A 13,104-nucleotide genomic window follows, 5' to 3' on the forward strand; every position below is an offset into this window, starting at 1 on the left:
AACGGAGTCGGCACGCTCGGCACGGGCACGCGCTCCGCGGCCGCGGGGGCCACGAGCCTCGCCGCCGGCGCGAGCCAGGCCGCGGACGGCGCGGCGCGGCTGGCGGCCGGCGCGCAGACCCTCGCGACGGGCGTCGGCGCGGCGCACAAGATCTCCGGCGACCTCCTGGCGGGAGCGACCACGATGCGCGACAAGCTCTCTCCGGCGGTCACCGACGACGTGAAGGCGCTGGCCGCCGGAAAAGAACTGATCCAGGGAGCCGCTGCAGGCGCCCCGGTGAACTCGCAGAAGCTCGCCGACGCGCTTGCGGCGCTCGCCGCGGCGAGCCCCACCGAGCAGATGCAGCAGCTCAGTGCCCTCGCCACCGGGCTCGACAAGCAGGTGGACGGCATCGCCGGCGCCGCGGGCGCGGCTCCGCTGCTGGCGGCCGGCGTCATCGATGCCTCGGGCGGCGCGCAGCAGCTCGCCGGCGGGCTGAATGCGCTCGTCCACGGCGACCAGGCCAAGGGATGGCCCGGAACCGCCGGGCTCGCCGACCCTGCGAAGGGTGCGCCCTTCCTCGCCGCGAACGCGCAGTCGCTGAGCGCCGGGACCGAGCAGGTGCGCAACGGCGCGGCCGCGCTCGCGGCCGGCACCCAGTCGCTCGTGAGTGGTGTCGCCCGCCTCGACGCGGGGTCGCAGAACCTGAGCGGCGGGGCGACGACGCTCTCCGAGGGTGCGGCGACGCTCGCGGCCGGAACGGACGCGCTGTCGTCCGGCGCCACGGACCTGTCGACAGGGGCCACCGCGCTCGCCGAGGGCGCCGGCACACTGGCCGCGGGGTCGCAGCAGCTCGCGGACGGCAGCGACACACTCGCCGCGGGTGCGACCGCGCTCGCCGACGGCAGCGGCCAGGTCGCCGACGGCTCCGACACGCTGGCCGCGGCGACCGCGGCGACGACCCCGAACGTGCTGCCCTGGATGCTCGGACTCGCACTCGCCGGGCTCATCGCCCTCGGGCTCTGGATCGGCCACCGCGTCAGCCACCGCGCACGGGTCGCCGGCGCGGAGGCAGCGCTGGCCTGAGCGGGTCGGACTCGCGAAGGCGGGAGACGGGTGCCGCAGCATCCGTCTCCCGCCTTCGCAGCCGACGCGGCCGCTCGGGAGTCATGACACGCGGCATCGGTCCGTCCACTCCGCGTGTCGTGCCACCCCAGCTCTCGCGTCAGCCGAGCCCGAGCCCGCCGTCGGTCGACAGCACCTGGCCCACGACCCATGCACCGTCGGGCGTCGCGAGCCAGCCGATGAGTCGCGCGGGATCGGCGGGCTCGCCGTAGCGGCCGAACGGCGTCGACCGCATCCATTCCGCGATCTCATCGAGCGGCCGATCGGTCGTCTCGGGGTCGAGATAGCCGGTGTTGACCGGCCCCGGATCGATCGTGTTGAGGATGATGCCGAGGTCGAGCAGCTCGGCCGCCACCGTCTTCGTGACGCCCGCGAGCGCCGCCTTGCTCGCCGCGTAGGCGACCTCACCGCGCATCGGGCCGTGGATCTGGCCCGACGTCATCCAGAACACGCGCCCGGTCGGCTCGGAGAACGGCCCCCGCCGCTCGACGCGCTCGCCCGGTCTCGCGGCGGGGCCGTCGCCCGCGTGCAGTGCCGCGAACTCGCGCGTCAGCAGCAGCGTCGACCGCGTGTTGGTCTGCCAGAAGGCGTCCAGCCGCTCGGCCGTCATGTCGAGGATCGAACCGTCGTCGCCCGACTGCGCGTGGTTGCACACCAGGATGTCGAGCCGCCCGGTCAACGCCCGCGCGGCCTCGATGACGAGGGGGACGGATGCTGCGTCCCGCAGGTCCGCGCTGATGTCGCCGAGCTGCGCGCCCGGCGCGAGCTCCGCACGCAGACCCTCGCGCACGGCGTCGAGGTCGTCGCCGCCCCACGGCAGGCGGGTGTCGTGCGGGCGGTAGTGGTGGAGGAAGACGTCGGCGCCGAGGCGCGCGAACCGGGTGGCGACGGCGAAGCCGATGCCGCGACGGCGCGAGACGCCGGTGACGAGGGCGGTCTTGCCGGCGAGCGGCAGGGACGACGAGGAGGGGAACATGCGATGCCTTTCGAGGACGCCAGCACGCGGCATCCATGATTCTGCGTCCGACGGATTCGTCGGCCGGCGTGGTGACGGAGACGGGGTCACAGGCATTGCATGCGACGAGGCTAGCGGATCGCCCGACCCGGAGCTCGGCAGCTGCTGCTCTTTCCTGCGACTGCGGCGTCGCGCGACGCCGCACTCGCCGGAAACTGCAGCGGTCGCGCACGGGAAGCGGCGTTGTCGGCAATGATGGCGTCATGCCGACCTACGTGGCGTTCCTCCGGGCGATCAACCTCGGGGCGAACCGGAAGTTCCCGAAGGCCGACATCGTGCGGGTGGTCGAGGGGATCGGGTTCACCGACGTCGAGACGCACATCAACACCGGCAACGTGCGGTTCACGACGCCGATGCGCTCGCGGGCGAAGATCGAAAAGGCGCTCGAGGACGCGTTCGCCGCGGATCGCGGGTTCGAGGTTCCGACGATGGTGTTCACGACCGCCGAGCTGAAGGCGATCGCCGCTGAAGCGGCGGCTCTGGGCGAGGAGAACCCGGGGCTCGAGCGGCACTACGTCTATCTGCTCAAGGACGAGCTGCCGAAAGAGACCGTGGCGCGCATCACGGAGTTGGCGACGGATGCCGGGAGCATGGTCGTCAGCGGACGCGCGGCGCACGCCCTGCTCGGGCCGGGGTACCAGGCCGGCAACGTCGATCCGCTCCGCGCGGCGAAGCTGCTCGGCGTCGCGACCAACCGCAACCTCAACGTCATCGCGACCCTCGCCGACAAGTGGTGCTGAGCGCGCGGTGTCGTGGCTTCACCGTCTCCTCAATTGAGGACCGGAGCCGGAATGCGGACCCGACTCCGGCGCGCCGCTCCTCATCTCGGCCCTGATCCTCAATTGAGGATGCCGGGAGGCTCCTCCACACAACCCGGGGAAACGGGTTCGGCTCGGGTTGTGCACCGGGGAGGGCGCGCGGGGGACCGCGTCGGATCCCGCGGCTACCCTGGGACGGGTGACAATCCCCCAGGGCGACCCGTACGCCGACCTCGCGTGGGAGCCCGAGTTCGCTCCTCCGCCCGACGATTCGTGGGCGCCGCCGGAGGACGGATGGATGCCTCCGCCCGATCCGCTGGCGGGCGGCTCGACATCGATCGACCCGTTCGCGGGAGCCGGCCCTCCCCGGGACTTCACGGGCGCCGACGCGGCCACCGTGCTGCGCGAGGTGTACGGGTACGACGCGTTCCGCGGTGAGCAGGGCGCGATCGTCGATCATGTCATCGCGGGCGGCGACGCCGTCGTGCTGATGCCCACGGGTGGCGGCAAGAGCGTCTGCTACCAGGTTCCGGCGCTCGCACGCCCGGGTACGGGGCTCGTCGTGAGCCCGCTCATCGCCCTCATGCACGACCAGGTCGACGCGCTCGTCGCCAACGGCGTGCGCGCCGCGTACCTCAACTCGACCCAGGCGCCGCCGGAGCGCGCGGCCGTCGAGCGCGCGTACCTCGCGGGCGAGCTCGACCTGCTCTACGTCGCCCCCGAGCGGCTCAACACCGAGGCGACGCTGCGATTCCTCGCGCGCGGACAGCTCAGCGTCATCGCGATCGACGAGGCGCACTGCGTGTCGCAGTGGGGCCACGACTTCCGCCCCGACTACCTGGCGTTGGGCGCCCTCGCCGAGCGGTTCCCCGGGGTGCCGCGCCTGGCTCTCACCGCGACGGCGACCCCCGCGACGCACCGCGAGATGACCGAACGCCTGCAGCTGCCGCAGGCGCGCCACTTCGTCTCGAGCTTCGACCGGCCGAACATCCAGTACCGCATCGAGGCCAAGTCCGACCCGCGGCGCCAGCTCGTCGCCTTCATCCGGTCACAGGGATCCGGCGCGGCGGGCATCGTCTACGCGCTCAGCCGCAAGTCCGTGGAGCAGACGGCCGAGTTCCTCTCGGCGCAGGGCGTCGACGCGCTCCCGTACCACGCGGGCCTTCCCGCCGAGACGCGTGCCGCGAACCAGTCCCGGTTCCTCCGCGAGGACGGCGTCGTCATGGTCGCGACGATCGCCTTCGGCATGGGCATCGACAAGCCCGACGTCCGTTTCGTCGCGCACATCGACCTGCCGAAGTCTGTCGAGGGCTACTACCAGGAGACCGGCCGAGCGGGCCGTGACGGCGAGGCATCCGTCGCGTGGATGGCCTACGGACTCGGCGACGTGGTGCAGCAGCGCCGCATGATCGACCAGTCACCGGGCGACCGCGCCTTCAAGACCCGGCTCGGCCAGCACCTCGACGCCATGCTCGGTCTCTGCGAAACGGTCGGATGCCGCCGCCAGAACCTGCTCGCCTACTTCGGCGAACTCTCCGGCCCGTGCGGCAACTGCGACACCTGCCTCGAGGCGCCCGACACGTGGGACGGGCTCGTCCCCGCGCAGAAGCTCCTCTCGACGATCGTGCGCCTGCAGCGCGAGCGCGGTCAGGCGTTCGGCGCCGGTCACCTCGTCGACATCCTCCGCGGCGCTTCGACCGACCGCATCCGGCAGCAGGGCCACGACCAGCTCTCGACGTACGGGCTCGGCGCCGATCTCAGCGATCAGGACTGGCGCAGTGTCATCCGGCAGCTGCTGGCCCGCGGCATCCTCGTCGCCCGCGGCGAGTACGGCACGCTCGCGCTCGGTGAGTCCGCGACCGGCGTGCTGCGCGGCGAGACGCCCGTGCCGCTGCGTCGCGACGTGATGGGCCGCTCCGGCGGCGTCGCGCGCGTGCGCAAGACCACCGCTCCCGAGACGCTCGACCCCGCGAACGCGGGCCTCTTCGAGGCGCTCCGCGCGTGGCGCGCCGGCGTCGCGAAGGAGCTCGGCGTGCCGGCGTACATCGTGTTCGGCGACGCGACCCTGCGCGCCCTCGCCGAGCGCCGGCCCGAGAGCCTCGCCGACCTCGACGGCGTCTCTGGCATCGGCGCCAAGAAGCGCGAGGCCTACGGCGAGGCCGTGCTCGCGGTGGTCGCCGCCGCCTGACCCGTCACCGGGGCAGCACGTCGTCGAGGTGCGCCGTGAGCTCGGCCGCGACATCAACGGACGAGCGGTCGTAGAGCCACTGGTACTGCAGGCCGTCCCAGAGCGCGGTGAGCCAGAGAGCCTCGAACTCGGGGTCGCGGTGGGAGGGCAGGTCGCCGTCCTCCTGGGCGGCGCGGAACAGCGCGGCGACGTGATCCACCACACCGCGGAAACGCTCCTCGAAGTACGCGTGCGCGGGATGGTCGGCGGGCACGGCCTCGCACGACAGCACGGCGTAGACCTCGATGAGGCCCGGCGCCGTCGCGGCGTTGACGGTCGCGCCGCGAGGGAGGCCGCGCAGCTCCTCGACCGCACGGTCGGCGGGAACGTAGTCCGCGCGCGACTCGATCTGCTGGTCGCGGTGACTCAGCACCGCGCTCAGCAGCTCCTCCTTCGACGCGAAGTAGTGCAGCAGCGTCGACTTCGACACCCCGACCCGCTCGGCGATGTCGCGCAGGCTGGTGTCGCCGTAGCCCTCCTCGGCGAAGAGCGCCGTGGCGCCGTCGACGATGAGCGCGCGGCGCTCGCGGCCCACGCGATAGCCCGAGGGCGCAGCATCCGTTGACGCGAAGGAGGGCATCGGGGGCACCGGCGCCGCCGTCGAGGCGGGTGGGGGATCGTCGGCGTCGCGCCAGCCGACGGGCAGGGCGAGCGACGCCTCGTACGTCTCGAGGGTCTCGCCGATGTCGACCTGCTCGGGGAGGTACTGCGCGAGCAGCTGGAGCCCGTCCCACGCGGCGGCGATGCGCACCGCCTCGCCCGCCGGGTCGCGGTCGGCCGCCACGATGTCCTGCGTGATCGCCTCGTCGATGGCGTCGATCGACAGCTCACGGAGGCGCGCGTATCGGTCGCGCATGATCTCGTGCGCGGGGTGACGGGGAGTGGATGCCTCGCCCGTGAGCGCGGCGAAGAGCGCCAGGTATCCGGGCACGGTCTCGTTGCGGCGGGCGAGCTCGCTGTAGGCGAGCGTGCCGGGGTCTTCGGCCGCGAGCCGCTCGAGCATCTCGGTCTCGTTGTCGCGCTCGAAGAGGTCGACGACCGCGGCGAGCACCTCGTCCTTCGTGGCGTAGTGCCGGAGCAGCCCGGGGTGACTGATGCCGGCGGCGGCCGCGATGTCGCGGAGCGACGTGGCGCGGTACCCGCGGGTGACGAACGCGTCGTGCGCCGCGGCGACGATCGCGGCGCGGGTCTGCTCGGTGCGGGCGGTGCGCACGGTGCCGGGTGCGGTCGTCGTCACGTCGTCACCGCCTCCCCGCGCTCGCCTGCGCCCATCCTATCCTCGTCGATTACCACACGGTCGAATTTCAGTTACCAAACGGTCGGGTTTCATGTACGCTCGTGCCTGGACGCGCGTCGGAGTCGACCGCGTCGCACCCGAGAAAGGACTCCGATGACAGAGATGTCGCCCGCCGCGACGGTTGCCGCCGCCGGCACCACCGGCTTCAAGGCCCCGGGCACGACGCCCGAGAAGACTCCCCGGGGCTACACCCCCGGCCTCGCCGCGGTGAACTTCGGCGTCTATCTCGCCCTGCTGACCCCGGTGCTCGTCTCGATGGCCTTCAAGGTCGAGCACATCTCGCCCGAAGGCACCGCCACCGCCAACCTCGGCCTCATCATGGGCGTCGGCGCGCTGTTCGCGCTCATCGCCAACCCGCTCGCGGGCCGACTGTCCGACCGCACGACCTCGCGCTTCGGCATGCGCCGCCCGTGGATCCTCGGCGGCACGCTCGTCGGTCTCGGCGGCTTCGCCCTCATCGGCATCGCGGAGTCGGTGTGGGTCGTGCTCATCGCGTGGTGCCTCGTGCAGACCTCGATGAACGCCGTCCTCGCCGCGGCCAACGCGACGCTTCCCGACCAGGTGCCGGTCACCGGCCGCGGCAAGGTGTCGGGCATCGTGGGCCTCACCACGCCGCTCGGCATCCTCGCCGGCTCGTTCCTCGTCAACTTCCTGTCGGACGACTTCGCCCGCTTCGTCGTGCCGGCGGCCATCGCCACCGTGCTCGCGGTGCTCTTCGTCCTGGTCCTCAAGGACCGCCGCCTCGACCACAAGCCCGCGCAGAGGTTCACGATCGGCCAGTTCTTCGGCTCGTTCGTCTTCAACCCCGCCAAGCACCCGGACTTCGGCTGGACGTGGCTCACCAAGTTCCTCGTGATGTTCGGCTACGCGGGCATCGCGACGTTCCTGCCGTTCTACCTCACCGAGAAGTTCGGCCTCGACGAGCAGAGCGCGATCACCACGATCCTCATCGCCAACCTCGCGTCGATGGTCGCCATGGCCATCTCGGGCCCGCTCGGCGGCGTGCTCTCCGACAAGATCGGCAAGCGCCGCCCGTTCGTCGCGATCGCCGGCGTCATCATGGTCGTCGGCCTCGTGACCCTCGCGTTCGCACCGAGCGTCGCCGTCGTCCTCGTCGCCCAGGCGATCATCGGCTTCGGCGCCGGCTCGTTCATGTCGGTCGACCTGGCCCTCGCGACCGAGGTGCTGCCCAACCGCGAGGACACCGCGAAGGACCTCGGCGTGCTCAACATCGCCAACGCGCTGCCGCAGTCGATCGCCCCCGCCATCGCCCCGGGCATCATCGCCCTCGGCGCGACCACCGCCCTCGGCGGCTACACCGTGTACTACCTCTTCGGCGCGCTCGTGTCCCTCGCCGGCGCCGTGCTCGTCTACCGCATCAAGGGAGTGAAGTGATGACCGACATTCTGACCACGGATGCTGCGACCCCCGCCGCACCCGAGAACCGGCCCTGGCTCGACGCGAGCCTGCCCGTCGACGAGCGCGTCGAGCTGCTCCTCGCCGAGATGACGGTGGAGGAGAAGGCCGGCCTCTTCTTCCAGACGATGATCGTCATGGGCGAGGGCGGCGAGCTCTCCGAGGGCGACTCCGCGTTCGGCATCCCGGCCAACCGCGAGTACGTGGTCGGCCGCCACATGAACCACTTCAACCTGCTGGGCGTCGCGCCCAAGGCCAGTGACATCGCGGCCTGGCACAACAAGCTGCAGGAGCTCGCGGCATCCACTCGTCTCGGCATCCCGGTGTCGATCTCGACCGATCCGCGCCATTCGTTCAGCGACAACCCGGGCGCCGCGATGTTCGCCGGTCCGTTCTCGCAGTGGCCCGAGCCCCTCGGTCTCGCGGCGACGCGTGACGCGGACCTGGTGCAGCGCTTCGGCGACATCGCGCGCCAGGAGTACACGGCCGTCGGCATCCGCGTGGCGCTGCACCCGCAGGTCGACCTCGCGACCGAGTCGCGGTGGGCGCGCCAGCTGCAGACGTTCGGCGAGGACGCCGCTCTCGCCGGCGAGCTGGGCGCGGCGTACGTGCGCGGCTTCCAGGGCTCCGCGTTCGGCCCGGGCTCGGTGAGCACGATGACCAAGCACTTCCCGGGCGGCGGCCCGCAGAAGGACGGCGAGGACCCGCACTTCGACTACGGCCGCGAGCAGGTCTATCCCGGTGACAACTTCGAGCACCACCTCAAGCCCTTCGAGGAGATCTTCGCCGCGGGCGGCCGCCAGATCATGCCGTACTACGGCATGCCGGTCGGCACGGAGTACGAAGAGGTCGGCTTCGGCTTCAACAAGGGCGTGCTCACGGGTCTGCTGCGCGAGCGCTTCGGCTTCGACGGCATCGTCTGCACCGACTGGGGCCTGGTCACCGACCAGCCGATCATGGGCACGGACTTCGCCGCCCGCGCGTGGGGTGTGGAGCACCTGACCCCCGCCGAGCGCATGGTGAAGATCCTCGACGCCGGCGCCGACCAGTTCGGCGGCGAGCACGACCCGTCGCTGCTCCTCGGCCTCGTGAGCGACGGCCGCGTGAGCGAGGAGCGCCTCGACGTCTCGGCCCGCCGTCTGCTCCGCGAGAAGTTCGAGCTGGGCCTGTTCGAGAACCCGTACGTCGACGTCGAGGCGGCCGACGCCATCGTCGGCTCGGCGGAGTTCCGCGCCGCGGGCGAGGCCGCGCAGCGCGCCTCGATCGCCGTGCTGTCGAACGCCCCTCGACAGGCTCAGGGGCCGGTCCTGCCGCTGCGCCGCGGCCTGAAGCTCTACGTCGAGGGCATCGCGCCCGAGGCGGCGGCTCACTACGGCGAGATCGTCGAGACGCCGGAGGAAGCGGATGCTGCGATCCTGCGCCTGCAGGCACCCTACGAGCAGCGCGCCTCGATGTTCGAGAACTTCTTCCACGCCGGGTCGCTCGACTTCCCCGAGGACGTCGTCGCCCACGTGCGCGCGGTGTCGTCGGTCGTGCCGACGGTCGTGGACGTGTTCCTCGACCGCCCTGCGATCCTCGGCCCGATCGTCGAGGCCGCGGGCGCGGTCACCGCGAACTGGGGTGCGAACGCCGACGCGCTGCTCGACGTGCTGACCGGCGGATCCCCCGCGACTGGCAAGCTGCCGTTCGACGTGCCGAGCTCGATGGCGGCCGTGGAGGCGTCGCGCCCCGACGTGCCCTTCGACACCGCCGACCCGCTGTTCCGCTTCGGCCACGGCCTCTCGCTCTAGCCGCTGAGACGGGGATGCTGCGCCGCGACCTCGCGGCGCAGCATCCGTTCGTCGTTTCGCCGCGCACAGAATCGGAGACTGTGCCCGACAGGCGGGCTCGGCATGCCGCGACCCAGGCGTATCGCCGAGAGTCTCAGATTCTGTGCAGGGCTACGCACCGGCGCCGGGCACGACGACGACGGGCACCGGGGCGTTGCGCAGGATCTTCGACGCGCTGGAGCCCAGGAACACCTGGGCCAGGCGGTGCGTCGACGACGACCCGACCACCATGATGTCGCCCTCGGTCCAGCCGACCGACGACACCGCCGTGCCCCAGTCGCCGGCCGCGGCGATGCCGTACTCGAGCTCGTCGTCCGAGAATCCCAGCGTCTTCAGATGCGCTGCCGCCTCCTGCTGCGCGGCGGCGGCCTGCACGCCCCACAGCTCGATGACCTGCGTCTGCGCGTGGCTGATGTCGGTGGTGACGGGCCGGCGCGCCGGGTTCACGAGGAACGTCACGAGGCGCATCCGCGCCGACGCGAGCCTGCTGAACTCCGCGACGCGGTTCAGCAGCGACCAGCTCGCGTCGTCATCGCGGAAGCCCACGGTCACCCTCGTGACCGCGCTCGTCGTGCGATAGCTGCGCGGAGCGATGGCCACCGGCAGCGGCGAGGAGTGGACGAGGCGGTCGGTCTTCGAGGTCAGCCGCACGCGCCCGGGCTCCGCCTCCTCGGCGGATCCCACCACGATCATCCGCGCGTCTCGCGCCACGGCCTGCTCGATCAGCGTCGCGGGTGCCGATCTGCCGGCGACCCACACCGCCTCGGCGGGGATCCCGGGGTGGTGGGCGAAGTCCGACAGGGCGAGCTCCGCGCTCAGCCGGCCTTCGCCCGCGGCCCACTCCTCGTACTCGCGGTCGACACCTCCGGCGAGCGGGGTGCCCCACCCCTGCGGCACGACCGACACCGCCACGACCGGCTCGGGATGCGAGCGGGCGAACTGGAACGCGAGTTCGATCGCGCTGCGATCGTCGCCTCGCGGGCCGTAGCCGACGAGGTACGTCACGTCTCGTCCTCGGGATGGATCGGCTCGGCGATCTGCTCCTGGGAGGTGTAGTCGTTCAGCGTCGCGTGCTTTCGGCCGTAGAACCAGTAGTAGAGCAGCACGATCGCGATCCAGGTGCCGAAGATCACCCAGGTGATGGCGGCCAGCCCCGACAGGATGTAGACGCACGCAGCGATGGTGAGGATCGGCACCACGGGGTAGAGCGGCACGCGGAAGGGGCGCTCGAGATCGGGCTTCGTGCGCCGCAGCACGATGACGGCGAGCGCGACCACGCTGAACGCCATCAGCGTGCCTATCGAGACGGTGTCCCACAGGTAATCGGACGGGACGAAGCCGGCGATGATCGCGACGATCGTCGAGACGACGACCGTGTTGTAGATCGGCGTCATCGTCTTGGCGTTGACGTGGAGGAACTTCCGCGGGACGAGCCCGTCGCGAGAGATCGAGAACAGGATGCGGGTCTGCCCGTACAGCGTGACGAGCGTCACCGAGAAGATCGAGATGACGGCGCCGGCCGCCAGGATCGTGCCCCAGATCGGGTTGCCCGTGATGTTCTCCAGGATCTGGGCGAGGCCCGCCTCGCCGGCCTCCTCGGTGGAGTAGAACTCGACCGGCTCGGCGGCGAGCCCCGCGATCGCGACCAGGATGTAGACGGTCGAGACGATGATGAGGGCGCCGATGATCGCTCGGGGGAGTGCCTTCTGCGGGTTGCGCACCTCCTCGCCGGCGGTCGCGACGGCGTCGAGGCCGATGAACGAGAAGAAGATGGTCCCGGCCGCGGCGCTGATGCCGGCGGCGCCGAACGCGAAGAAGTTCTCGAAGTGGTCGGCGTTGAACGCGGTGAAGCCGAGGACGATGAACAGGGCGAGCACCCCGAGCTTGATCAGCACCATGATCGTGTTCACGGTGGCCGACTCGGCGACCCCTCGGATGAGGAGCAGACAGCACAGGCCGACGAGGACGACGGCCGGCAGGTTGATGATGCCGCCGGTCGCCGCGCCATCGGATCCGGGGATGAACGACACCGACAGGGCATCCGGCAGCCGGAATCCCAACGTGTTCTCGAGCAGTTCGTTGAAGTAGCCGCTCCAGCCCACCGCGACCGCCGAGACGGCGACGCCGTACTCGAGCAGCACGCACCCCGCGATGATCACCGCCCAGATCTCGCCCAGCGCGTGGTACGTGTACGAGTAGGTGGAGCCGCTCACGGGGATCGCCGACGCGAGCTCGGCGTAGCACAGCGCCGAGAGGCCGGCGCAGATCGCGGCGACGATGAACGAGATGATCACCGCGGGGCCGGCCTCGGGGATCGACTCGCTCAGGACGAAGAAGATGCCGGTGCCGACGGTCGCGCCGACGCCGAACATCATGAGCTGGAAGGTGCCGATGTTCCGGGCGAGCTCCTCGCCCTTGTGGTGCTTCTGCTGGATGACGATGGGCTTGCGTCGAAAGAGCTGTTCGCCGAGTGCGGCCATGTCGGACTCCCCACGGGGTGGCCGGGCCACAGCGCCCGGAGTGCCCCCAGTCTGGTGCGCGGGGCGGATCGGGCATAGGCCTGCACGCCCGGCCGGCGTCTGGGATCACAGACGTCAGAAGGGAACGGATGCCGCCGCCCGGGGTCGCGGCGGTAGCCTTGCGCCCATGCCGCGCCTTCTCGTCCGCCGTCCATCGCCCCGTCTCGCGGAGGGCGAGCTCACCCACATCGAGCGCGTGCCGGTCGACGCCGCGCTCGCGCAGCGCCAGTGGGAGTCGTACGTCGACGTGTTCCGGCAGCGGGGTTGGGACGTCGTCGAAGTCGCCCCGGCCGACGACCACGCCGACGGCGTGTTCATCGAGGACGCCGTCGTCATGTTCGGCGACCTCGCGGTGCTCACGAGCCCGGGGGCGGAGTCCCGCCGGGGCGAGATCGCCTCGACGCGGTCGGCACTCGAGGGTGCCGGCATCCCGTATCGCGCGATCGAGCTGCCGGGCACGCTCGACGGCGGCGACGTGCTCAAGATCGGGCGCACGGTGTACGTGGGGCGGACGCTTCGCACGAACGACGAAGGCATCACCCAGCTGCGCGACCTGCTCGCGCCGCGCGGCTGGAGCGTCGTCGGCGTGCCTGTCTCGAAGGTGCTGCACCTCAAGAGCGGCGTGACCGCGCTTCCCGACGGGACGGTCGTCGGGTTCGAGCCGCTCGTCGACGACCCGGCCGCCTACCCCGACTTCCTGGCGGTGCCCGAGGAACACGGCACCGCCGTCGTCGTGCTCGACGACGCCACCGTGCTCATGTCGGCCGACGCTCCCGAGACCGCCGAGCTCTACCGGTCACGCGGGCTCGATGTCATCACCACGCCGATCACGGAGTTCGAGAAGCTCGAGGGCTGCGTGACGTGCCTCTCGGTGCGGGTCCGCGACGAGTGAGCGCGACCCGCATAGGCTGACGGAGGCGGGCGACGAGGCCCGCGACG

9 protein-coding genes and 1 pseudogene are annotated in these 13,104 nt (G+C 71.5%); 6 read left to right on the forward strand and 4 right to left on the reverse strand.

Translation table 11 applies throughout. The features are described from left to right. A pseudogene (locus tag ACLBXX_RS14470) lies at positions 1–1,065 on the forward strand (hypothetical protein); the annotation flags it as partial. Between the two features lie 139 nt (positions 1,066–1,204). Here the strand turns inward: ACLBXX_RS14470 and ACLBXX_RS14475 are convergent. Next, entirely contained in the window at positions 1,205–2,080 is an 876-nt protein-coding gene (locus ACLBXX_RS14475; protein WP_447658576.1) for an SDR family oxidoreductase, read from the reverse strand. A gap of 242 nt (positions 2,081–2,322) precedes the next feature. Here ACLBXX_RS14475 and ACLBXX_RS14480 point away from each other — a divergent pair, with 242 nt between their 5' ends. Beyond that, entirely contained in the window at positions 2,323–2,859 is a 537-nt protein-coding gene (locus tag ACLBXX_RS14480; RefSeq protein ID WP_447658577.1) for a DUF1697 domain-containing protein, read from the forward strand. A gap of 316 nt (positions 2,860–3,175) precedes the next feature. Beyond that, complete coding sequence (gene recQ / locus ACLBXX_RS14485) at positions 3,176–5,065, forward strand: DNA helicase RecQ (protein ID WP_447658623.1); 1,890 nt, start codon at positions 3,176–3,178, stop codon at positions 5,063–5,065. Between the two features lie 4 nt (positions 5,066–5,069). Here the strand turns inward: recQ and ACLBXX_RS14490 are convergent, their stop codons facing one another. Next, a complete protein-coding gene (locus ACLBXX_RS14490; protein WP_447658578.1) occupies positions 5,070–6,341 on the reverse strand; it encodes a TetR/AcrR family transcriptional regulator in 1,272 nt (423 codons plus the stop codon). A gap of 153 nt (positions 6,342–6,494) precedes the next feature. On the opposite strand from ACLBXX_RS14490, the gene ACLBXX_RS14495 reads away from it, so the two are divergent. After that, positions 6,495–7,796 carry an MFS transporter gene (locus tag ACLBXX_RS14495; RefSeq protein ID WP_447658579.1) on the forward strand — a complete coding sequence of 434 codons (1,302 nt, stop codon included), beginning with the start codon at positions 6,495–6,497 and terminating at the stop codon, positions 7,794–7,796. Continuing rightward, the gene (locus ACLBXX_RS14500; RefSeq protein WP_447658580.1) at positions 7,796–9,607 is read left to right on the forward strand and encodes a glycoside hydrolase family 3 protein; all 1,812 of its coding nucleotides are present in this window, start codon (positions 7,796–7,798) and stop codon (positions 9,605–9,607) included. The genes ACLBXX_RS14495 and ACLBXX_RS14500 overlap by 1 nt, the downstream gene beginning before the upstream one ends. Before the next feature lie 150 nt (positions 9,608–9,757). On the opposite strand, the gene ACLBXX_RS14505 is transcribed toward ACLBXX_RS14500, so the two are convergent. Both ACLBXX_RS14505 and ACLBXX_RS14510 read right to left on the reverse strand, forming a co-directional pair. Beyond that, positions 9,758–10,651: a universal stress protein gene (locus tag ACLBXX_RS14505; RefSeq protein WP_447658581.1), complete on the reverse strand. Its 894-nt coding sequence runs from the start codon at positions 10,649–10,651 to the stop codon at positions 9,758–9,760. After that, a complete protein-coding gene (locus ACLBXX_RS14510; protein ID WP_447658582.1) occupies positions 10,648–12,126 on the reverse strand; it encodes an APC family permease in 1,479 nt (492 codons plus the stop codon). The genes ACLBXX_RS14505 and ACLBXX_RS14510 overlap by 4 nt, the downstream gene beginning before the upstream one ends. Positions 12,127–12,292: 166 nt before the next feature. On the opposite strand from ACLBXX_RS14510, the gene ddaH reads away from it, so the two are divergent. Then, complete coding sequence (ddaH, locus tag ACLBXX_RS14515) at positions 12,293–13,057, forward strand: dimethylargininase (protein ID WP_447658583.1); 765 nt, start codon at positions 12,293–12,295, stop codon at positions 13,055–13,057. Positions 13,058–13,104: the final 47 nt, after the last annotated feature.

The organism is Microbacterium sp. C23T (assembly GCF_053345975.1).

Coding starts and splice junctions, on each gene's coding strand:
- ACLBXX_RS14475 (WP_447658576.1), bottom strand. CDS start 2,080: ATGTTCCCCTCCTCGTCGTCCCTGCCGCTCGCCGGCAAGACCGCCCTC.
- ACLBXX_RS14480 (WP_447658577.1), top strand. CDS start 2,323: ATGCCGACCTACGTGGCGTTCCTCCGGGCGATCAACCTCGGGGCGAAC.
- recQ (WP_447658623.1), top strand. CDS start 3,176: ATGCCTCCGCCCGATCCGCTGGCGGGCGGCTCGACATCGATCGACCCG.
- ACLBXX_RS14495 (WP_447658579.1), top strand. CDS start 6,495: ATGACAGAGATGTCGCCCGCCGCGACGGTTGCCGCCGCCGGCACCACC.
- ACLBXX_RS14500 (WP_447658580.1), top strand. CDS start 7,796: ATGACCGACATTCTGACCACGGATGCTGCGACCCCCGCCGCACCCGAG.
- ACLBXX_RS14510 (WP_447658582.1), bottom strand. CDS start 12,126: ATGGCCGCACTCGGCGAACAGCTCTTTCGACGCAAGCCCATCGTCATC.
- ddaH (WP_447658583.1), top strand. CDS start 12,293: ATGCCGCGCCTTCTCGTCCGCCGTCCATCGCCCCGTCTCGCGGAGGGC.